Genomic DNA, 21153 nt, shown 5'->3' on the forward strand with positions numbered 1-21153 from the left:
TCCTCAAGTCCGAATACTTAGGACCGAAACGAGCGAGACAATCCCTGCAAACACGGCCGAGGTGCCAAGAGCGGCCGGAAGGCGACCGTCTCCGACCCGGGAAGGTGGCCCGTCTGGGGTTGCGAGGATTTGATGATGCCGGAGGTATCGTCGGCGGACCACGGACAGTAAGAGGACTGCCTCGAGAACCCCCGCCATACTCAACAGCAGAGACCAGGGCCCGAGGATGGGCGGAAGGACTCTCAAAGCGACAAGGGAGCCTGCCAGGAACGCAAGACAGGTTCGCTGCCAGGCCAGAGCCGTGCGCTCCGGTTGGAGCCCGGGATCGAAAAGTGGGGTCATGCCAGAAGGATCCCTGTCAGAATCAGGACTGCAACCGATACCAGCAGAACAGCGAGGGGGAGCGAGAATGGTGCGGAGGGAAGAGGGGAACTTTTCCGCAGGGCCTGTTCTGTCTTCTTCCACCCGCTCCAAGCTTGAATGGCTGACACGGTCCCGCTGAGGATCAGCAGGATTGACGCGGCAAGTCGGTACCCGGGATGAATGCCGAGGCCGAGTGCTTCGAGAGCGACCCCGCCGGCGAGTAAAGCCAGTGAGGTTCGAATCCATGCCAAGAAGGTGCGTTCGTTGGCGAGGCTGAAACGTGCATCGGGTTCTTCTCCCTGGCTGAAAACTGCTTTGGGGAAGCGCTTGGGCTCAGCCAACTGTTTCGCCTTCCCCGGCTTTCTCCGCCTGGAACACCGCGTTGGAGTGTTCGGTCCATTCGTCGACCCGGACCCGGACTGCTGTGCGGGGGTTGCGGACCGCGTAGGGCGTGCTGAGGCAGTGGGTGGTCGCGGCATCGATGGTCTCGAGGTCCTTGGCGCCGAAGAATTCAACAGCGGTTCCGAGCACGTTGACAGCCTCTGTCCAGCCGTCGTTCCTCGAGACTGTGAGTGAAACGTGAGGGTCCTCGCGGAGGTGCTGCAGCCGACCGCAGCGGGAGTTGCCTGTGGCAATGCTCAGAAGGATGTGCTCGGCGTCTTCATCCAGGTAAACGATCTGGAGGCTGAGAGGGCGTCCACCGGAGTCGACAGTTGCCATGACTGCAGGGTCGGGTTGGAAGGTGAAGTCGTGTAGGTGCTTAGGGGGGGCGGGCAAAGGGACACGCCTTTCGGGTTGGTGAACCTTATGGTTCATTCTTGGTTCCTTAGTGCTCAAATTTGGGGGCTGAAGACGGGGTGCCGGACCAAGCCCACTGGGACGCGATGACCGGCTCGTACGACAAATTGATGTGGGCCGGTGAGGGCTGGTCATGCTTCCAGTGGCTGCAGCAAGCTGCAGCCACTGGAAGGACTGCGACGGCGGCGTCGAGGGCTTCGTGAGTGCCGGTCTCAATCGCGAGATTAACTTCCACAATGCCCGGCGTCACTCAGTCGGTGGGTACGTCATGTTCTCTCATGGCGGCTCCTCGCGAATGCGATCAAAACGAGCGATCCCTTGGCCCTGCCTCGGGCTTCCCTGAGATCTCACCCACCGATTCTCGAGACTTCTTCGCAGGCGTCCCGCGCATCTTTGACACCGCCCGCGGTCTGCGGGTCCGTTGTTACCGCGGGGCAGGCGCCGAGTCCCTCGTGAAGTAGGCGTAGATCGGTCTGGGTAATGCTCGGCAGGATGGTGGAGAGCTGCCACGGCGACATCCCTTCAAACCGATGCATGACGTTTGGATCGCTGAGGAAGGGAAGCCTGGCAAGTACGACCTCCGCTGTGGCTTGATACGCCATAAGGCGTCGCAGCTCCCACAAGACCCCCGGCTGCAATGATTCGAAGGCCTCTGCAGGCTCGGGGAGCAGGGTTGATTCCGCTATCCGGGACCAGGATTTCCTGATCTGCAAGTGTGATTCGTTGGGCAGTCCCTCGAAAGGCAGGCCGAGCCGCTCATACTGGGACGGCGGCGCGTCATTGCCGCGCATTAGATCAACCAGAAGTGTCATCATCCGAAGCTCCAACTGATCATCGATCAGGGGGTTGAGCTGTTGCGGGTCGGATTCCAGATCAAAGAGGAGGCACCCAAACGCGTAGGCGCTGCCCATTGCCCTGCCGGGCATTCTCAGGACAGGGGTTCTCTTTGTAAACGCGAAGGGGTCGACAAGTTCCATATCGTTGAACTCTGCCGGGTGAAAGCGGCTGTCCATGTGAGTAGGCATCAGCGTGTGCTCGAACAGGGGTTGGTTTTGGGGCGTTTCACAACTGCGCATATAGACATAGCGGCCGTCCGTGACGTTAACGTGCGCACCGAAGCTGCCAAAGAGCCCTGCTTCACGGATCGGACTGTCGTTACGGAGAACCTCACTAAGGTCCTTGCCTTGCACGTCCGCAGGGATTGGGACATTGAAGAATGAAAGGAGCGTCGGTGCGATGTCAATCGTTTGAACAAGAGCCTTGCGCCGCTGGCCCTGCGCTGGATTACGGGGATCCCAGACGAACAGCGGAGTGTGGATGTTCTCGTCGTACCAAGGCTGGACCATCTTGCCCCACCAACCATGTTCACCGAGCAGCAAGCCATGATCCGTCATCACGATGAGCATCGTTTCGTCCCAGAGATTCCTTTCATCCATGACATCCAAGACGCGGCCTAACGATGCATCACACATGGTCAGAAGGGCGGCGTACTCCATCCGGGCATGCTCGATTGTGGATGCGTCCTCGAGGGTGCGGCGGTAATCCGGCCAGTCGAAATGTGGTCCGTTGTAGTCGTGGATGTAATGCTGCTTGTGCTCCTCGTAGCTCATAAAGGGCTCATGGGGGTCGAAGCACTCGATCTGCAGAAGCCAGTTGTCGTCCTGGGAGTTGGTTTCAATGAACTCAATTCCCGCGTCGAGGGTCTTGGTCTGGGGATGGTCCTCGATCCGTTGCATGTACTGCCGGTTCACCCAGTCCTGACGCCAGGTCGAGTGAGTCCGCCAGGTGATCGACTCAGGGATTTCGGGATCGGATACAACTCCCTTCCAGCGGTCTCCTTCCTGTCCGCGGAAGAACTCATAGGTACTGAAACGGTTGTGATACGTTGCTCCGCCGTCCTCCCAGTAGTGCTGGTGGTCGGTCACCAGGTGCGTGTAGGTGCCGGCGCGGCCCAGCAGTTCAGGAGCGGAATCATCGAACGGCTCAAGTGGTCCCCACGAGCGGTGCAGGAAGTTATACCGGCCCGTGTGCAACTCCCGACGCGCAGGCATGCAGGGCATGCTTCCTCCGTAGCAGGTATCGAAAGTCGTAGAGGCTTTCGCGAGCCGCTCGAAGTTTGGCATGTGGGTCCAATCGGCACCGTAGCTCGGAAGGTACCTGCGGTTCAGTGTGTCGAACAGTACAACGATTGCCTTCATGGCTTCGTCACCTGCTTTCTGTAGTTCAGCGTGCGTAACAGCGCGGACGCGAGTCGTTTGCCTGGCCCTTCATCCGCTCTCGAAGTCGGAAATCGAACAAAGGAGGAAAGGCTTTTTTTCTTAAACCTAGCGAGTACTCGGTTAGTTGTGTATCTTAGACCCTAGGTTGTGATTCAGCACACCCCCGAGATTTCTCTCAACGAGGAGGCACCATGAACGTGCGCAGCCCGCGACGACGTCGCCCGGCAGCAGCAAAACTTGCTCTGACCATCACCACCATCGCGTTGGCAGCCACCGGCTGCTCGGCGGGATCCGCATCCAGCGAAAGTTCCACCCCAAAAGTGGGCGGCACCGCTGTTATCACCCAGATAGGCGATCCCCAACCCGGATTCCCCTTGGCCCTTCGCGGTGGCAACGCCCCGTGGATCCAGAATGTTTTTCAGCCGCTGACCCGGCTTAATGACGAACGCGAGCCCCAGCCGGTGCTGGCCAAGGACTGGAAGTTCGCGGACGACCGCAAGTCGATGACCATCGACTTGCAGGACAACGTCACCTTCCACTCGGGCCGGAAAATGACTGCCGATGATGTGGTCTGGGCCTTCCAGAAGACGACGGATCCCGCAAGTGGCTCACCGGTCGGGTTCATCGCCAAACAGTTCACGGCCATGGATGTACTTTCGCCGACAAGCTTGAAGATCACGTTTGCCAGCGCGATGAATCCCGCGACGGTGTACGACTTCTTCGAGCAGTCCTACATCGTTGATAAAGACACCTACTCCGGCCTTGCTGACGGTTCCAAGGTCATTGGTACCGGCCCCTATAAGTGGGGTGCTTTCCGCCCGGGCGTTTCTGTGGAGCTGACCCGTTACGACGGATACTGGGACAAGGGCGATGGCCAGTACCTGGATTCCATTGGCGTTGAGATTGTAGGCGACAGCACCGCGCAGCTCTCGGCCGTGCGCAGTTCACGTGCCCAGGTTGCTTACGGCCTGACCCCCACAGATACGCAAGGCTTCGCCAATGATCCCCAGTTCGGTCTCCTGAGCGGGGGCGGGGTAATTTACGCGCTAGGTCTCGACGTCACGGCCAAGCCGTTCGATGACGTCCGTGTTCGTCAGGCCGTTGCCTACGCCATCGACCGCAACCGCATCAACCAGCAGATTTTCGCCAAGACCGGCACGGTCACGAACGTGTTCTGGGGCGACAAGGCCAAAGGCATCACTGATGACCAGAAGAACCGCTACGCCTACAACCTGGACAAAGCCAAGTCTCTGATCGAGGAGGCAGGAGCGACCGGCGCCGCCGTGCCGATCACCGTTGTCACCTACCCGGTAATCCGGAGCGAATACGAAATTATCGCCAACAATTTGACCGCCATCGGGCTCAAACCCCAGGCCGTAATAGTGGATGAAACCACGTTCAACTCACTCCAGAACCAAAACAAGCTGGGGCCCGCGTTCTTCGTGGCGCACGGTCAGGTGGGACTAAGCGAAACAACTCTGCTCAGCTCGCTGCCTTCGCTTCGCAGCAAGAATAACCCGTCCCATTTCGACACCCCGGAATACACGAAGCTCCAACAGGCCCTGCTTTCTGCTGATGCCGCCGGTTCGCCGGCAGCCTTGAAAGACCTGACGAACTACATGCTCGACCAAGCCTTCAGCCTCCCCATCGTTCAAGCCCCTAACCAGCTCATTGTTTCAAAAAAGCTGCACGGCGCATCGATCACTACACGTGGTTGGCTTCGTCTCGATCAAGCATATTTGGCGGAATAACCATGTGGCATTTCCTTCTTCGAAAGCTGCCCTCACTGGTAGTCGTGCTTGCTGCAAGCTCGCTCATTGCTTTCATTCTCCCGCGAATGGCCCCGGGCGACCCTGCGACTGTCCTTGCCGGCGCGGACGCCCTCCCCGAGCAAGTGGAGGCCATTCGGAAGTCCGCGGGACTTGATGAACCGCTCGCTACCCAGTACGTGAACTGGATTACCGGAGTATTCCGGGGTGATTTCGGTGAGTCGTACTTCTTCCACATGCCGGTCGGGGAACTGATTGGCAGCCGCATCTCCAGCACGGTGGAGCTTGCTATTGTTGCCGCGATCATCATGGTCGTACTCGGTTTAGCGCTGGGAGTCCTTGGCGGGTCACTCCGCTCCAAGACCGGCCGCGGATTCCTTGACGTCACCAACACCCTTATGCTGGCCACGCCACCGTTCCTTGCAGGCCTGATTCTCATTCTGGCTTTCGGTATCGCATGGCATTTGCTGCCGGTCAGCGGCGAGGTTTCGGTGTTCAAGAACCCCGGCCAGGGCCTCCAGTACCTGATCCTTCCGGCCCTGGCGTTGGCCCTATCCCAGGCAGCAGTCATCGGTCGGTTGCTGCAGACGTCAATGCTCACAGTCCGTGGCGAAGACTTCGTCGATCTTGCGATAGCGAAAGGGGCAACCAGTACGAGGGTCACCTACCGGCACGTTCTGCGAAACAGTCTCGGATCCGCAGTCGTAGCAATCGGTCTGCGTCTGGGCGAGCTGCTTGGCGGCGCCGTTGTGATCGAAGCCATCTTTGCCCGCAATGGTCTCGGCCAGCTGGCTGTTCAAGCTGTGAACAACCGCGACTACTTTGTGATCCAGATTCTCATCCTGGGAGCGGTCGCGATCGCGGTTCTCTTCCAGATTCTTACCGAACTGGTTCTCGCCGCCCTTGACCCGCGCATCCGATTGGAAGCCTGACATGACCACTACGTCAACAGCCCCCGCAAAGCGTCAACGCTTCGAAGTAAGCATGTCCCTTAGACGTTACCTAGCAGCGTTCCGCACCTCCCGCGGGATCTTCGCCTCCACTATTGTCGTGGCACTGGGTGGACTTGCTTTGCTCGCCCCGGTGATGTTCCCGCAAGGCTACGACGTCCAAACCGAGTTTTCCTTGCAGGGACCGGACATCGCGCATCCGTTTGGAACCGACGAACTGGGCCGTGACATTTTCGTCCGCTCACTGTTCGGCCTGCGGACTGACTTCACCATCATCGTCATAGCGGTGCCCATCAGCATGGTCGTCGGAACCGCCCTTGGCCTGCTCGGCGCGATCAACAAGCTGGCCGGCACGATCGTTCAGCGCATTTTGGACGTCATTCTCGGCTTCCCCGGCATGGTCCTGGGTATCTGCATCGCATTGGTGCTTGGTCCAGGATTTCCCGCACTCGTTACCGCTATCAGCATCGCTGGTCTACCCGCTTTCGGGCGGCTGGCACGTGCGGCCCTGGTGGAGCAGATGGGCCGCGAATACGTCGTTGCCGCCCGGACCCTCGGGGTGGGCAAGGGCACCATTCTCATCAGGCACATTCTTCCCAACGCAGCCGACGTGATCCTGGTCCAAGGAGCCATTTTCGTAGTACACGCCATTTTTATCGAAACTGCGCTGAGCATCGTGGGCCTTGGCATTCAACCACCGGAACCCTCCCTGGGGGCGCTACTGAATGTGGGTACCCGCTACATCAACCAGGCGCCAACATTCATTGTCGGACCAACGATTGTCCTGATCCTGCTCGCCCTCGCATTCAGCCTTCTCGCTGACGCCCTGAACGATACCGTGAACCGCAAATGACCTATACACCAACAGATTCAAAGCCCATCCTCAGCGTCAAGAATCTCGTCGTAAACTTCCCCACCCCGGCAGGGGTCATCAAAGCGGTCGATGACGTTTCGTTCGACCTGAAGCCTGGACAGATCCTCGGCATCGTCGGAGAATCCGGATCAGGCAAATCCGTGACGTCCCGCTCGATCATGCGCATGGTGCACGTCCCCGGAAACATCGACGGCGGCACCATCGAAATGAAGGGACGCAACCTTCTGGATATCTCCGAAGATGAGATGCAGAAGGTTAGGGGCCGTGAGATCGCCATGATCTTCCAGGACCCCCAAGCGGCGCTCAACCCCATGATGCGCATCGGAACCCAGATCGATGAAGCCCTGATGATTCACGGAAAGAATCAAAAAGAGGCTCGGGCAAGGACCCTCGAGCTTCTGGGACAGGTCGGAATCCCTGACCCGGAAGACTCCGCCGAACGATACCCCCACCAATTCTCCGGAGGCATGCGCCAGCGCGTTGTCATCGCTATCGCTTTGGCAAACAACCCCTCCGTTCTCATCGCTGATGAACCCACTACGGCATTGGATGTCACCATCCAGGCCCAAATCCTGGAACTTATCCGGCGCTTGAGGGATGAACTCGGCATCGCCATCTTGTTCATTACGCACGACATGGGCGTGGTCGCCGAACTCTGTGACGACGTTCTGGTCATGTACCACGGAAAAGCAGTGGAACGCGGTCCGGTCGAGGAGATCCTCCTCCGGCCCCAGGATCCCTATACGATCTCCCTGCTGAACGCCGTACCCCGGATTGACTCGCCTCTGCGGCCGGCACCCCCGGCAGCCCCGGCTCCAACACTCGTCGTCAAGGACCTCAGGACGGACGTCAATATCGGCCGGTCGGGCCTCTTCGCGAAGCACACCCCCTTCTTCGCGGTCAACGGCGTCTCCCTGTCGGTTTCTCGAGGAGAAACCGTCGGCCTCGTCGGCGAATCAGGCTGCGGCAAATCCACCCTCTCCAGGACCATCGTCGGTATCACCAAGCCCTACTCGGGCATGATCCAGGTAAACGGGAAAGACGTCACCGCAATGCACGCCGAAGACCGGAAGAACACGGCCCGGGCGATCCAGTACGTCTTCCAGGACCCCTTCTCCTCGCTCAATCCCCGGCGAACGGCAGGACAATCCCTGGAAGAGGCACTGCGAATCGCAGGTGTTCCACGTGAGCAGGTTCGCGAACGCAGCGCAGAACTCATGGAACGGGTCGGCCTTGGACGGCAGTTCCTTGACCGGTACCCCCACGCCTTCTCGGGAGGCCAGCGACAAAGGGTCGGCATCGCGCGTGCACTGGCCGCCGAACCGGAACTGCTGATCCTCGATGAGCCGGTCTCCGCACTGGACGTCTCCGTCCAGGCCCAGATCCTCGAACTCCTGGAACGTTTACAGGACGAACTGGGCCTCGGCTACCTCTTCATTTCCCACGATCTTTCCGTTGTAAGAAATATCAGCCACCGGGTAGCTGTGATGTTCAAGGGACAACTCGTCGAAGAGGGTACGGCCGCGGAAGTCTTCGACTCTCCGCAGCACCCCTACACGATCAAGCTCCTCTCATCGACGCCGAGCCTGCAGCCGAAGGCCCTGCGAGAATGATCACGACAGTGCAACAGCAGAACAGCACCGGTGCCCGCCAGCCCCTCAGCCGACCACGCACATGATGATGCTTCGTTCCCGAGGAAAGAATGAGACCCCATGACCTTCAACGAGGAGCTCCTGACGGAAAAAACCTTCGCCGCTGTAGAGCGCACGCGGCGCAACAGTCCCCGCGGCCTGCTCCGCAGGAGACAGATCCTCGACGCGGCACGCGACTTGTTTGCCCAACGTGGCTACAAGACCGTCAGCATTGCCGACATCGCCGATCGCGTGGGCATAACCCAGGCCGGCCTGCTCCACCACTTCCCATCAAAAGCCGAACTACTGCTGGCCTTCTTGGAGGACAGGGAGAGCAAGCACGTTCGGCAGGGAGAAATGGAAATGGCCGCCGGATCGGACTACTTCAGTGTCTTCATTGAAAACATGAGGCAGAACGAGAAGACGCCAGAATTCGTTAAGCTTTTCGCCGTCCTCTCAACAGAGAGCCTGGACGTCGACCACCCCGGGCATGACTGGTTCATCCAACGTTACGACCGGAGGCTGGCAGCAGTGACGAACAACATCCGTCACATGATCGACGAGTCCGCACTTCCCAGCGGAGCAACTGCTGAAACTGTGGCCCGGTGGCTGGCCGGGCTCTCGGATGGCCTCCGTATCCAGTGGCTCTACAATCCTGACGCTCTCAGCCGTCACGAATTGTTGCGGCAGTTCATCGAAATGCTGGACCCGTACCTGTTGCCTGAATACCGCTCGGCCAATAGGCAGACCAAAGCCCGGCAAAGCTCTGAGGCCGAGGAGGAACCGGAGTCAACGCCATGAACGACACGCCAACCCCAAAAGGGGCCGGAGAAGCGTCCAGGATCTGAGATGCCAATGGCCTAAATGCTCCTCACTGTGCTCACCACCACATGAGAATAGGAAGAGGACACCGGCAGTCATCGGATGCGGTTACATCATTCGATAGCTCAAACGCAGAGATAGATGTGCCGATTGTGATTGAAATGCCCGGGACGGTTAAGGCCTAATTCGGGAGGTTAGCCTTCTATATCGTCTGGACGACCCAGCCGACGACCAGAACTGAAGCAGTAGGAGGACAGCGGTGAAATGGGGCCGTTCATCCTCCACGCTATACCCGAGAATGCAGACAAAGCCTAAATCAAGGCCGAGGGTCCTCGACGCAAGCGAGCCGCGAGATTTCATCGTACTCAGTTCCCTACGGATAATCCGCTGGCAATCGGCAATAAACTTGGAAAACGCCCCTCCAAATCTAGAATCCCATCACAGATCTTTTCGAAGGAGTAGGAAATATTGGAAATATCAATATCGGAGTTCATTTCAGGGAGGCACGCATGATCGATGCTGCTAAGGTTTCTCCGCCTTTTCTGGTGGACCTCAAGGCTCCGCCCTACAATCTAAATCACACTGCGATTGAATGGGTTGAATCGACAATCAGTGCGATGACACTCGAAGAGAAGATAGGGCAACTATTCGTCAACCACAACGATGACTATTCTCCGGACTACCTGGACGAAGTCCTGGACAAATATCATGTCGGAGGAATCCGGTATCGCATGGGCCCGGCCGCTGCGGTGCAGGAACACATTCGTTATGCTCAATCAAAGAGCAAGGTACCTCTCCTGGTCGCCTCAAACCCTGAAATGGGCGGCTTCGGAAGTTGCAGCGACGGGACTTTGGTTTGCACCCCCTTGCAAGCAGGATCTCACCCGGATAAGGATATCGCCCGGAGAATGGGGTTAATTGCAGGCGCTGAAATAGCAGCACTCGGCTGCAATTGGGCATTTGCGCCCATTGTCGACATCCATTACAATTGGCGAAACACAGTAGTCTCCACACGCGCATTCGGAAATACTCCGGAGATTGTTGTAGAACGCGCTTCGGAATACTACGACGGGATAACTGAATCCAACATTATCTGTGCAGTCAAGCATTTTCCAGGCGACGGTGTCGATGAGCGTGACCAACATGTCGTGACATCTCGGAACACCTTCGGCTATGAGAAGTGGAATAGCACGTATGGGCATGTGTACCGGGAAATGATCGGTCGCGGCGCACAATCCATAATGGTTGGTCACATCGCGGCACCTGAATTATCACGTCATTTCCGTCCTGACCTCACTGACAAGGATGTACTGCCCGCGACACTTTCGCCTGAACTGTTGCAGGACCTTCTCCGGGGTGAGTTGGGCTTCAACGGACTGATCCTGACGGATGCCTCCCAGATGGGCGGCCTCATACAGGCTATGAAGCGCAGTGAGCTAGTACCAGCCGCCATAGCTGCAGGATGCGATATGTTCCTGTTTTTCCGCAATCCGGCAGAAGATTTTCAATTTATGCTCGACGGTTACGAGTCTGGCGTTATCACGGAAGAACGCCTCCATGATGCATTACGCCGCATCCTGGGTATGAAAGCCGTACTCGGCCTGCACCAGGCACCGCGGCACGAGATGGTACCGCCGCCCGAAGCACTTGCGATAATAGGTTGTGAGACGCACCAGGATGTCGCTGCGGAAATAGCGAACAAAACTGTCACCCTGATTAAGGACACAGCGAACAATCTTCCGATCACGCCGAAAACACATCCACGTATTCGCCTCTATGGGATTGCCGGAGGCTCGGATTTCACGCGATCAGATCCGTTGGAGTATTTGGACATTGTCCGTGAGGAATTGGAAGAAGCCGGGTTTGAAGTCCACGTGTTCAAAACTGCGCAGGAGCGGAAAGCGGCAGGCGAAACCGGACTTAACTTCTCATCGGTTTTCTATGAGGAGGCTACAGCTGAGTACTCCGAAAAGTACGATGCTGCGTTCATCTTCGCCAGCGTAAAGGGCTTCTGGCAGGAGGCGACTGTTCGAATTAAGTGGTCCCAGCCGATGGCCGCCGAGATCCCATGGTATACGACTGAAGTTCCTACTGTCTTCGTTTCCCTATTCCAGCCGAACCATCTCATCGATGTACCTGCAGTCAAGACTGTAATTCATGCTCATAACAGCAATCGTGAAGCAATCCGAGCCACCATAGCGAAGATCCAAGGCAAATCTGACTTCCAGGGAACATTCAACGAGAATGTTTTCTGCGATTCCCTTGATACACGAAACTAACCGGGTCTTACTAACCACGCGACCTGACGGGATCCGTCAGCAAGGTTTCTTTCGGAAAGGCCGCTGCTTCCTTCTGGGCGTATTCTCACGCTCAGAAGGAAGCGGACGCAGGGCGCTCCCCGAAAGGGCTTCAGCCTACCTTGACGTCCCCAAATGTAGAGCGCAGTCTGTTCATTCTGGTTTTCTCATGAGGCCAGCTGGACGGTGGTTCAACCATCGTTGATGCGGGCAAAACGCCATCTAAAGAGAAAGATCATGCTCCTTGACGCCAAGCGAACCAATCGACACATGCTGGACACGGTAGAGGGCTCGTCTGGGCGGGTGTTCAAATTATGAGCGCCGGCAGAGTGCGTCCAGAGACTGAGGCAAGTTTGCCCTCACGGCTGCTTGATCGCCACACACATGGAGCGCCGGGGCCGGCCCCCGTGCGAATCGTCCATTTGGGTCTCGACGCCTTTCACAGATCCCCTCAGTCCTCCTTTTATGCGAAACACACCAGCGATGGGGGAGACGGGAGGATAACTGCTTTCTGTGGGACTCGGCCGGATGTCGTTGACCCAGTGGCTGCGCAGGATGGTCTGTTCACATTTGTGCAGCGCTCCGACGACGGCGACGTTTTCGAATGTTTCGGCAGCACCGCAGAAGCAGTGGACGGTCCCGACCTGCAGCGACTGAAGGAACTGGTCGCATCCCCGCAGACGGCAGTTGTCATCCTTAGCATCACCGAGGCCGCTTATGCAGTCGACGAGTCCACCGGCGGAGGATTGGAGTCTTCAACACCGTTGGGCCGCCTGGTTCTGGCACTCGCCGCCCGGCGGGAGGCCGGTGCGGGACCACTCGCAGTCGTCTGCTGCGACAACTTGGCACACAACGGGGCAGTGACGCGGAACGCGCTCCTCGCCCTCGCCGCCTGGCCTGCAGGCCAGACCGGTTCCTTCGCCGGGTTGGCAGACTGGATTGATGCGAACGTGAGCTTCGTCAGCACATCCGTGGACAGCATCACACCCAGGACCACGACTGCGCACCGTAAACTGTTCGGTGAGGCCTTCGGTTCCCGGGACGCCGGGGCCGTTGTCGCAGAGCCGCTCCATAATTGGATCCTCTGCGGCGACTTTCCTGCCGGTCGGCCGCGGTGGGAGGACGCAGGTGCGGTTTTTGTAGACGACATCGAACCGTACGAGAACCGCAGGCTCTGGCTGCTGAACGGCGCGCACTCCATCTTGGCCTACTCTGGACTGTTCCGCGGGCACCAGACCGTGACCGAGGCACTGTTTGACTCCGTGTGCCGGGACGCTGTGGAGGAGTTCTGGGATGAGGCCGCCCGGCACCTGCCCGACAACCTTTGCATTCCGGAGTACCGGGCCGCGCTGCTGGAACGGTTCCGGAACAGCAGGATCCCGCACCACTTGGCGCAGATAGCCATGGATGGGACAACCAAACTGAGAATGCGCGCACTGCCCGTTCTGGCCGCCGAACGCGCGGCAGGCCATTCCGGGGACGGGGCCGCGCGGATGATCGCGGCCTGGTTGGCTTACCTGTCCGCGGCGGCTCGATTCCAGGATCCGCTCGCCGCGGAAATCAACAACGCCAACGCCCTCAAAGGCAGCGAACGCACGGTGGCGCTACTGGCGCTGCTGGCCCCTGACCTCGCCGGCGACGCCGGCCTTGTCACCAGGCTTGATGCTTTGCAAGCTGCTTTCGCCGCCGCTTCTCCTGCCGATATGTCAGCTCCTGATCACCTGGACCGCTAATGCAGCGGACCGCGCTGGAAGGACCAGCACCATGAATATCATTGCCGCCGATGTCTTCGTGACAAGTCCCTCCCGGAACTTCGTGACGCTCCGGCAGGACGGCCCTGTAGCCTCATCGCGAATAACACCATCGCGGTCATGGGCGGCCTCCAGCAGCAGTGGATGTTCGAGCTTGGCACTTTCTCCTTGGTCGTTCAGTTCAGGGCCTTCATAGAAACCACCAAGACAGCCTGGGCCTAGCAATACCGTTCCGCTGGTCGCCACACCGAGCGGGACGGCCTGCGTCTCGCCCTATCCCGAAAGAAGGACAGAATACCCGTGGACACTTCACGCATGGCCCCACTCGGCGCCGAAACTGAAAGCGGTAACCCGCAGCAGGCGCAACGGCGCATCGTCGCAGCCCTCGTCGCAGGGCAGGTGCTCGGCGGCATCGGCATGGGAGCGGCGCTCTCCATAGGCTCCCTCCTAGCAGTGCAGGTCTCCGGTTCCACGGCATGGTCAGGAATGGCCGCAACAATGAACACGCTCGGCGCAGCACTCCTGGCGATTCCACTCGCCCGGATCGCCGCCAAGAAAGGGCGCCGCGTCTCCCTAAGCTTGGGCACAATCCTCTCCGGACTCGGAGCCGGAATTGCCATCACCGCAGCCTCTTTATCAGCCTTCCCCCTGTTGCTCGTCGGCCTGGCACTCCTTGGATCCGGGACGGCGGTAAACTTCCAGGCGCGCTTCGCCGCCACCGACATGGCAGCCCCCAGCACGCGCGCACGCGATCTCTCAATCGTCGTCTGGTCCACGACGATCGGCGCTGTCTCCGGCCCCAACCTCTTTGAGCCCGGCGAAGTCTTTGGCCGTTGGCTGCACCTGCCACCCCTTACCGGAGCCTTCGCCTTTACCGTGGCCGCGCAGCTGGCCGCGGCCGCCGTCTACGCCCTGGCGCTGCGCCCGGACCCCCTGAAAGCCTCGCTTTACGCCCCGAAGGACAGTCGGCGCAAGAACGTATCCGGATTCACTGTCCTTCGCCGCCGACCGGCTCTCCGCTTCGCCGTAGCGGCAGTGGCCCTGACCCAGGGCACCATGGTCGCACTCATGTCCATGACCCCTGTCCACCTCCACGAGCACGGCGCGGGACCCTCCGTCGTCGGCTTCACCCTTAGCCTCCACATCGCCGGAATGTTCGGCTTGTCTCCCGTCTTCGGCTGGTTGGCCGACCGGCTCGGACGGCTTCCCATACTTCTGGGCGGCCAAGGGATGCTGCTCGCATCCCTCACGTTCGCCTGGCTCGCACCCCAGACCATGGTGACCCCCAGCCTGATTCTGCTCGGCCTCGGATGGTCCGCCGCCGTCGTCGCCGGCTCGGCGATGGTGGCCGATGCTGTGACGGCGGAGGAGCGTTCCGGGCTGCAAGGTGTCTCGGACCTGATCATGAATCTCGTCGGCGCCAGTTGCGGCGCGCTTGCCGGTCCCGTTCTTGCGGCTGTGGGCTATTCAGGTCTCGGGACGGTTGCCATGTCCCTCGTGGCAGTGGTCCTGGCCTGGGCCCTGCTGAACACGTTACGTAAGCGCGGGAGCTAGCCAATGGGTCCGATCACCCTTGCAGGCGCCTCCGCGCACACCCTCACAGCACAGACACACGCGGAGCATGCACCTGCAGCAACAGAACAGGACATGAAACTCCACGGCGAAGTGCCTGTGAGCACTTGTGCATCTCCCACCCGCGCATCTGGGCCGCAAACGACCTCACGGGACACCCACACCCCGTTGCGTCGCAGCATTTACTGCCCGCCTGCGAGCAACGAGGGGAATAACTCTTCAGTAACAGCGCCGGGAACCGCGCACACGATGAAAGGATGATCAAATGCACGACCATCAGGCGGACGCACACTACATAACCGATCTCAAGGAAGCCGAGTCGCCAATGGTCTGCGCGTTCGAGCAGATTGCGGTGAGCGTAGCTGTCACCACGCATTGCTCCTACTGCATCGAAGATCACGCCAAAGTGCCATCGCCGCCGGAGCCACCAAGACCGATGTTGCAGAAGCCGTTATTGTCGCCGCCGCACTGCGCGCCGGCGCAGGAGTGACCCACGGATGGAAGGCGATGAAGAGCATCGCCGAGAGGGACTGCGCGCACCGCCAGGTGCCGGCACCTGTCTGCACCCGGGGATTTGCCCTGTCGGATCCCCACAGTGCCAGGCACGGAATGCCACAGGGATGGTCGCGAAGCCGCCAGCCCTACACAGGAGTCCAGCGTGTCGAAGTCCAAAATGCCGTCTACAGTCCGAGCTGGATTGCTGTTTCGTCAAGAGGCGGCAAATGGCTTCAAAATACCGACGCACCGCAGGGACACGAGGGTGCCGATCCATAGTTAGCAACAGCCGAAAGCAGGTCTAGACGTGCCTAATTCTGAGCTTTACCCCTACCAAGATACGATCCTGAGCCCGGCGCAGCGTGCCGAGGATCTGCTCCACCGCCTGCCTCTGGAGGATAAGGCAGGCCTGATGTTCCAGCCCCTCGCCGGAATGGGTGATTTCGACGCCCCCGGTCCGGGGGGATATCCCTCAACGCGTACGTTGTTTGAGCGCCGTATCAATCACTTCAATACTCTTCAGGCGCTCAGCGCACGCGACATGGCCCAATGGGCGAACGCAGTCCAACTGGAGGCGAAAAAGCAGCCATTTGCCATCCCGGTGACGATTTCGAGTGACCCGCGTCATGGATTCGGGAACAACCCCGGTACCGGTTTGGCCGCCGGCCCGTTCTCCCAGTGGCCTGAGCAGCTGGGTTTCGGCGCGCTCGATGATCCGGAGCTGACTGAACGATTCGCTGCCACGGTTCGTCGCGAATACCGGGCCGTCGGTATTTCCGTGGCTCTGCACCCGCAGATCGACCTCGCCACGGATCCCCGCTGGTCGCGTGCTGGCGGAACGTACGGGCAAAGCATGGAGGTCACCAGTCGCCTGGCGGTCGCCTACATTCGCGGCCTTCAGGGCGACAAGGCCGGCGCAGAGTGGGTCGCTGCCATGGGCAAGCACTTTCCCGGGGGAGGTCCACAGCTCGACGGCGAGGATCCGCATTTCGAGTACGGACGCGAGCAGGTCTACCCGGGAGGGCTGTGGGACATGCACCTGCAGCCATTCAAGGATGTCCTGGAAGCCGGGATCTCCCAAATCATGCCGTACTACGGGGTTCCCATGGGCACTGAGTATGAGGAAGTCGGCTTCAGCTTCAACAAGGAAATTGTGACTGATCTACTCCGAAAGCAGTTGGGATTTGACGGAATCGTCTGCAGTGACTGGGGCATATTAGGTGCAACCCCGTGGGGCGTGGAACACCTGAGCTTCGAAGAGCGGATGATCCGGGCCCTTGACGCCGGCATTGACCAGTTTGGCGGTGAATCCAGCCCGGAAGTCCTTATTCGGCTCGTCAAAGAAGGGAAGATCAGCGAGGACCGGATCGATGCATCCGCGCGCCGCCTGCTGAAAGAGAAGTTCGCTCTGGGATTATTCGACTGTCCCATGGTCGACGTTGATAAAGCCGAACGCACCGTGGGGACAGCCGAAGCGCGCGCCGCAGGAATGGCGGCACAGACCTCCGCACATACCCTGCTGGTAAACGCAACGAACGCAGCCAAACTGCCGCTCGCAAAGGGCATCTCCGTCTATGTCGAAGGCCTCGATCCCACTGCGCTGGCCGGTCGAGCTGATGTCGTGGCCACGCCTGAGGAGGCCGACGTGGCCATACTGCGTCTGGCGGCGCCTTTTGAGCAGCGTGGGCATCCTGGGGACCTGGAATCGTTCTTCCATGCAGGTTCCCTCGATTTCGCCGACGACGACATTGCCCACGTCAAGGCCGTCAGCGACGTCGTCCCCACTGTGGTTGACGTATATCTGGACCGGGCGGCAATCCTGACCCCTCTTGTTCCCCTCGCCAGCTCCCTCATTGTAAACTTCGGGGCAAGTGACGAAGCATTCGCGCAGGTGCTCTTCGGCGAGGCCGAACCCAAAGGCAAGCTGCCATTCGAGCTGCCCTCATCGATGGCGGCCATCGAAGCGAGCCGCCCCGACGTCCCCTCGGACACTGCCGACCCGGCATTCGAATTCGGCGCCGGGCTACGGTACCAGGGCTGGACCCCGCGGCCTCACCCCACGGCAGAGGAGAAGGCATCCACCTCCCTGGCGCGTCCAAAAGGTGGGCGCTACCGGCTGAAAGGAACCAGTGTCGGGCTCCTCTTGAAGGATCCAGAGGCCGAAGCTCTTCTCAAAGAACACCTGCCCCAGCTCCTCACCCACCCAATGGTAAACATTTCACTCGGCATGGACATCGCTTCTGTCGTGACCATGGTCGCTGGCGGCATGGCATCGGAAGCCAGGGATAATCTCTTCCGCCGCCTTGCGGCACTCTAAAACCGAAGAAAACAACGACCATGTCACAACTGACCTCGCAGGCCGCTATAAACACCGAGCCCATGGGGCCGATTCGTCACACTCTATACACTGGCGCATCCAGGCCTCCCGCTCGCCCCGATCCTGGTATCCCTGCCACCGAAAAAAGCAACCGCTTCGTCGTCGCGCAGGAAAGCCCGGAGTGCTCTCATTCTCGTCACCGGTATGAGGGCTCTCCTGGCCATGTTTGAAAACCCTTCTTCGGAAAGCTGAGCGATCGGACCCCGGCTCAAGGATGGCATGCGCCGCCCATGGATCCTGGCTGGCATCTTCGGTGGTACAGCAGGGCTAATCACCGGAGCCGGGCTCCTGCCCGCTGATTCCGGAACCCGCCGCATTTCCCGAGGCTACCCGAGCAGGTTCAGGACCTTCCGATCATTTCGCCGTACGGGCACCTATGGATCAACGAAACCGACATATTGGAGAAGTTTGTGAAAGCGATTGTGTACGAAGAGACATGTTCGTCCTCGGTGCTGAAGCTTCAGGCCAAGCCGATGACTGCTCCCGGCGCGGGTGAGGTCCGCGTCCGAGTGGTCGTCTCCGGGGTGAACCCTACCGACTGGAAGTCCCGGGCAGGCGGAGGACGAGGAGGTACACCGCTGGCACCGAAGGTTCCTAACCAGGACGGAGCCGGCGTGATCGATGAGATCGGCTCCGGAGTGACAGGATTCAGCATCGGCGACCGCGTCTGGCTGTGGGACGTTGCCGGGGGCGGCAATGAGGGCACCGCGCAAGAGTATGCCGTTGTACCAGCGGCCAAAGCCGTTGCTCTTCCGGGTACTGAATCCTTCGAAACAGGAGCATCCATCGGCATCCCCGCCCTGACTGCACACCGGGCGCTAACCTCGCACGAGGACGGACCTGCCAGGCTCTCCCCCGGGTCCCTGAAGGGAAAAGCGGTACTAATCACCGGCGGAGCAGGGGCAGTGGGGCACGCTGCCATTCAGCTCGCAAAGTGGGCCGGAGCAACCGTCATCACCACAGTCAGCGGAGAGAGGAAAGCTGGACTCGCGCGCCTCGCCGGAGCCCATGCCGTCATCAACTACCGCACCGACAACGTCGTGGCTGCCGTCCGCCAAGCCGCCTCTGACGGTGTCGACACCATCGTAGACGTTAACGCTCCGGCCAACATTGACTCCGACTTGCAGGTGCTCAAGCCAAACGGGACCATCGCCATCTACTCGGGGGCGAATCCCGGTGAATCAATGACGGTTCCCATCCGCGAAAGCATGACAAAGAACGTCCGGTACCAATTCATCCTCACCTATACGGTCACCGATGAGCAGAAACAGCACGCCGTCGACGCCGTCTCCGAGGCGCTGAAGGACGGCGCGCTGCGCGTAGGCGAAGAATATGGCCTGCCGCTGACCCGCTTCCCGCTCGAAGCGACCGGTGCGGCACATGACGCCGTGGAGCAAGGCACCATCGGGAAGGTGCTCATCGACGTCGCACCAGGCAGCCACTCTTGACGCCATTCCCTGCCCGTTTCTAGCTGGCGTGCGCGGGTATTCGCGGACGGGAGTAGCACCCGGGCCCAAACAACATCTAATCGTTTCTCGGAGCGACCCTGATTCGCGTGGTTGGATAACGACATGCCGATTCTTTCAAGCACAGCGAATTCACTTTTGGTCCGCACGAGCTTCGCCGATGCTAGAGCTTGGGCCGATGCGCTGTCCGTTGTCCTGACTCAAAATGAACACGGTTTCCGTACCTACGTGGAAGTTGTTGACGATAATGCCCGGGAAGAAGCTGATTGGGAGCAGGTCCGTCGCGCGGCTCTGGCGACCGACGGGGATTGGATAACAACTTGAACCTCGTGGCGTTCGATGGTGGTAGGCGAGTAACCCAATGCCTCGGCGATGATGGCCACGGGTGCGAGTTTGGTGAGTTGGTGGAGAGTACGGAGCCCCGCCGCCCGTGTGCTGAGCAGTTTGCTGAGGCGCGTTGTGAGGTGTAGGGGGATGTGTCGCCTGGGAGAGGCGCCGCGGAATACCCACGTGGTATTGGATGTGAGAGGGAAGCGCGCGGTAATGCGACGGGTTGTGGGCCGTTCTTCCTGCCATGCTTTTTCGATGGCCACGGTGACTTCTCTATATGGCGCGCAGGAAGGTGCCGGGGGTGACTTCGTCCATGAGGTTCATTCGTCGTTGGTGGTGCCAGCGGATGTAGCGGCGGATCACGTCAAGGTTCTGGGGATCCTTTGGTGAGATCGGTTCATGCCGCGCCTGCGCTTCATGACCAGCCCGCTTGCGCCCAGCGGTGGGAACCCGATGAGGTCATCAGGGCCCTCTTCACTCAGGGGGCCACGGACGATCGACGTGAATTGGGCGGTCGTGTCACTCCCAATTACGCGGAACCAGACATGAGCGCACGAAGTCCCAGGCTGTGACGTCCGCTCCTTCGTCGTGGTGGACCCAGCCACCGGCAACTACGGCCTCAACAGCACTAGCAGGCTCGACCTAAAAATTGGAGTCGTGCCTGCATGTCAGCGCTGTAACTTCCGGCAGTAATCGAAGTGCGGTTATGCCCGCACGAAGTCGAGGGGAACGGATCGCGTTCCCACTCCGCCCATATTGCCGTCTCTGGCTCGCGTGCCGAAGTAACGCTCGTGCAGCGCTTGAGAGCCTCCCCAAGATTCCAATGCGGGAGGAATCCTGGATGCGCCCGTCTGGATTGACAGACGACGCTAACCGCGAACGCCGAAGCAGTGGACTACCGTGCCATATTTGCAACGCTCGGTCTACGAATGCTGCATTCGCCGCCGACGCTGCGGTGGGTCACGGGGTTGCAGGACCCATCTAGTTGCACACTGCGCCCGGACGTCCTCAGTGTCGTTCCGTTCGACACTGCGGGGCATTCGCATGAGTGGAACGAGGATCCAGAGCGATGGGGGAGAGCTGTAATCGGGCTCCTGGACTCGAAGCATGCCGTGGTGGTTTGGTCGAAGCAAGGGTCGCATCTGGCGTAGCCCTCACGCTGAGGCGACTATTGGGTTCCGGTGGCCTGAGCTTCCGTTTAGACGTTGGCGGTGGAGTCAGGGCGTTGTCCCCGGGCATTCGACCCAGACTGTCAGGTTGGAGTACAAGAGTGGGGGAGCGACGCGTCCATAGACGTGAAAATGGCCCTAACCTTCTATCTCGGGCGAGGCTGCCTGACGTCGGGTTGGGGTTTGAACAACTGCTGACATACGCATTTCCTGAATCGTGGGGCACGGCCCGCTCAGGATCGCTCTTGTGGGTGTGGAATTGGGCTGCTG

The 21153-nt window shown here is 59.7% G+C and carries 16 protein-coding genes; 12 read left to right on the top strand and 4 right to left on the bottom strand.

The window, feature by feature from the left end; all coding sequences use genetic code 11:
• Window positions 1-3 precede the first annotated feature (3 nt).
• The 4 genes from ABV518_RS04745 to ABV518_RS04760 all read right to left on the bottom strand — a co-directional run bounded on the left by ABV518_RS04745 (window position 4) and on the right by ABV518_RS04760 (window position 3359).
• Window positions 4-342: a DUF202 domain-containing protein gene (locus tag ABV518_RS04745; protein ID WP_367765663.1), complete on the bottom strand. Its 339-nt coding sequence runs from the start codon at window positions 340-342 to the stop codon at window positions 4-6.
• Window positions 339-704, bottom strand: a complete 366-nt coding sequence (locus ABV518_RS04750) for a YidH family protein (RefSeq protein ID WP_367765664.1) — start codon at window positions 702-704, stop codon at window positions 339-341. Before ABV518_RS04750 ends, ABV518_RS04745 begins: the two co-directional genes overlap by 4 nt.
• A complete protein-coding gene (locus tag ABV518_RS04755; RefSeq protein WP_367765665.1) occupies window positions 697-1296 on the bottom strand; it encodes a pyridoxamine 5'-phosphate oxidase family protein in 600 nt (199 codons plus the stop codon). The genes ABV518_RS04750 and ABV518_RS04755 overlap by 8 nt, the downstream gene beginning before the upstream one ends.
• 212 nt (window positions 1297-1508) lie before the next feature.
• Window positions 1509-3359, bottom strand: coding sequence for a sulfatase-like hydrolase/transferase (locus ABV518_RS04760; RefSeq protein WP_367765667.1), 1851 nt, complete (start codon window positions 3357-3359; stop codon window positions 1509-1511).
• A 212-nt stretch (window positions 3360-3571) separates the two neighbouring features.
• Between ABV518_RS04760 and ABV518_RS04765 the strand changes: the two genes are divergently transcribed.
• The 12 genes from ABV518_RS04765 to ABV518_RS04820 all read left to right on the top strand — a co-directional run bounded on the left by ABV518_RS04765 (window position 3572) and on the right by ABV518_RS04820 (window position 19708).
• Window positions 3572-5131 (top strand): ABC transporter substrate-binding protein, encoded by a 1560-nt coding sequence (locus tag ABV518_RS04765; protein ID WP_367765669.1) that lies wholly within the window; start codon window positions 3572-3574, stop codon window positions 5129-5131.
• Window positions 5132-5133: 2 nt separating this feature from the next.
• Complete coding sequence (locus ABV518_RS04770; protein WP_367765670.1) at window positions 5134-6081, top strand: ABC transporter permease; 948 nt, start codon at window positions 5134-5136, stop codon at window positions 6079-6081.
• A gap of 52 nt (window positions 6082-6133) precedes the next feature.
• Entirely contained in the window at window positions 6134-6952 is an 819-nt protein-coding gene (locus ABV518_RS04775; RefSeq protein WP_367765671.1) for an ABC transporter permease, read from the top strand.
• A complete protein-coding gene (locus ABV518_RS04780; RefSeq protein ID WP_367765672.1) occupies window positions 6949-8586 on the top strand; it encodes an ABC transporter ATP-binding protein in 1638 nt (545 codons plus the stop codon). Before ABV518_RS04775 ends, ABV518_RS04780 begins: the two co-directional genes overlap by 4 nt.
• Window positions 8587-8685: 99 nt before the next feature.
• Window positions 8686-9405: a TetR/AcrR family transcriptional regulator gene (locus ABV518_RS04785; RefSeq protein WP_367765673.1), complete on the top strand. Its 720-nt coding sequence runs from the start codon at window positions 8686-8688 to the stop codon at window positions 9403-9405.
• A gap of 530 nt (window positions 9406-9935) precedes the next feature.
• Window positions 9936-11705 (top strand): glycoside hydrolase family 3 protein, encoded by a 1770-nt coding sequence (locus ABV518_RS04790; protein ID WP_367765674.1) that lies wholly within the window; start codon window positions 9936-9938, stop codon window positions 11703-11705.
• A 332-nt stretch (window positions 11706-12037) separates the two neighbouring features.
• Entirely contained in the window at window positions 12038-13456 is a 1419-nt protein-coding gene (locus ABV518_RS04795; protein WP_367765675.1) for a mannitol dehydrogenase family protein, read from the top strand.
• A 333-nt stretch (window positions 13457-13789) separates the two neighbouring features.
• Window positions 13790-15028, top strand: a complete 1239-nt coding sequence (locus ABV518_RS04800) for an MFS transporter (protein ID WP_367765676.1) — start codon at window positions 13790-13792, stop codon at window positions 15026-15028.
• 283 nt (window positions 15029-15311) lie between these two features.
• Window positions 15312-15536 (top strand): hypothetical protein, encoded by a 225-nt coding sequence (locus ABV518_RS04805; protein WP_367765677.1) that lies wholly within the window; start codon window positions 15312-15314, stop codon window positions 15534-15536.
• Between the two features lie 312 nt (window positions 15537-15848).
• Window positions 15849-17858 (top strand): glycoside hydrolase family 3 protein, encoded by a 2010-nt coding sequence (locus ABV518_RS04810; protein ID WP_367765678.1) that lies wholly within the window; start codon window positions 15849-15851, stop codon window positions 17856-17858.
• A gap of 470 nt (window positions 17859-18328) precedes the next feature.
• On the top strand, window positions 18329-19366 hold the full coding sequence (locus ABV518_RS04815; RefSeq protein WP_367765679.1) for an NADPH:quinone reductase: 1038 nt from the start codon (window positions 18329-18331) through the stop codon (window positions 19364-19366).
• Window positions 19367-19489: 123 nt separating this feature from the next.
• Window positions 19490-19708, top strand: a complete 219-nt coding sequence (locus ABV518_RS04820; protein WP_367765680.1) for a hypothetical protein — start codon at window positions 19490-19492, stop codon at window positions 19706-19708.
• Window positions 19709-21153 lie beyond the last annotated feature (1445 nt).

This window comes from Arthrobacter sp. HS15c (genome assembly GCF_040812005.1).
Lineage (GTDB): Bacteria > Actinomycetota > Actinomycetes > Actinomycetales > Micrococcaceae > Arthrobacter.

Bases quoted from the DNA above. Each gene is read 5' to 3' on its own strand.
- ABV518_RS04745 (WP_367765663.1), bottom strand. From the start codon at position 342: ATGACCCCACTTTTCGATCCCGGGCTCCAACCGGAGCGCACGGCTCTG.
- ABV518_RS04755 (WP_367765665.1), bottom strand. From the start codon at position 1,296: ATGACCAGCCCTCACCGGCCCACATCAATTTGTCGTACGAGCCGGTCA.
- ABV518_RS04760 (WP_367765667.1), bottom strand. From the start codon at position 3,359: ATGAAGGCAATCGTTGTACTGTTCGACACACTGAACCGCAGGTACCTT.
- ABV518_RS04765 (WP_367765669.1), top strand. From the start codon at position 3,572: ATGAACGTGCGCAGCCCGCGACGACGTCGCCCGGCAGCAGCAAAACTT.
- ABV518_RS04770 (WP_367765670.1), top strand. From the start codon at position 5,134: ATGTGGCATTTCCTTCTTCGAAAGCTGCCCTCACTGGTAGTCGTGCTT.
- ABV518_RS04775 (WP_367765671.1), top strand. From the start codon at position 6,134: ATGTCCCTTAGACGTTACCTAGCAGCGTTCCGCACCTCCCGCGGGATC.
- ABV518_RS04780 (WP_367765672.1), top strand. From the start codon at position 6,949: ATGACCTATACACCAACAGATTCAAAGCCCATCCTCAGCGTCAAGAAT.
- ABV518_RS04785 (WP_367765673.1), top strand. From the start codon at position 8,686: ATGACCTTCAACGAGGAGCTCCTGACGGAAAAAACCTTCGCCGCTGTA.
- ABV518_RS04790 (WP_367765674.1), top strand. From the start codon at position 9,936: ATGATCGATGCTGCTAAGGTTTCTCCGCCTTTTCTGGTGGACCTCAAG.
- ABV518_RS04795 (WP_367765675.1), top strand. From the start codon at position 12,038: ATGAGCGCCGGCAGAGTGCGTCCAGAGACTGAGGCAAGTTTGCCCTCA.
- ABV518_RS04800 (WP_367765676.1), top strand. From the start codon at position 13,790: ATGGCCCCACTCGGCGCCGAAACTGAAAGCGGTAACCCGCAGCAGGCG.
- ABV518_RS04805 (WP_367765677.1), top strand. From the start codon at position 15,312: ATGCACGACCATCAGGCGGACGCACACTACATAACCGATCTCAAGGAA.
- ABV518_RS04820 (WP_367765680.1), top strand. From the start codon at position 19,490: ATGCCGATTCTTTCAAGCACAGCGAATTCACTTTTGGTCCGCACGAGC.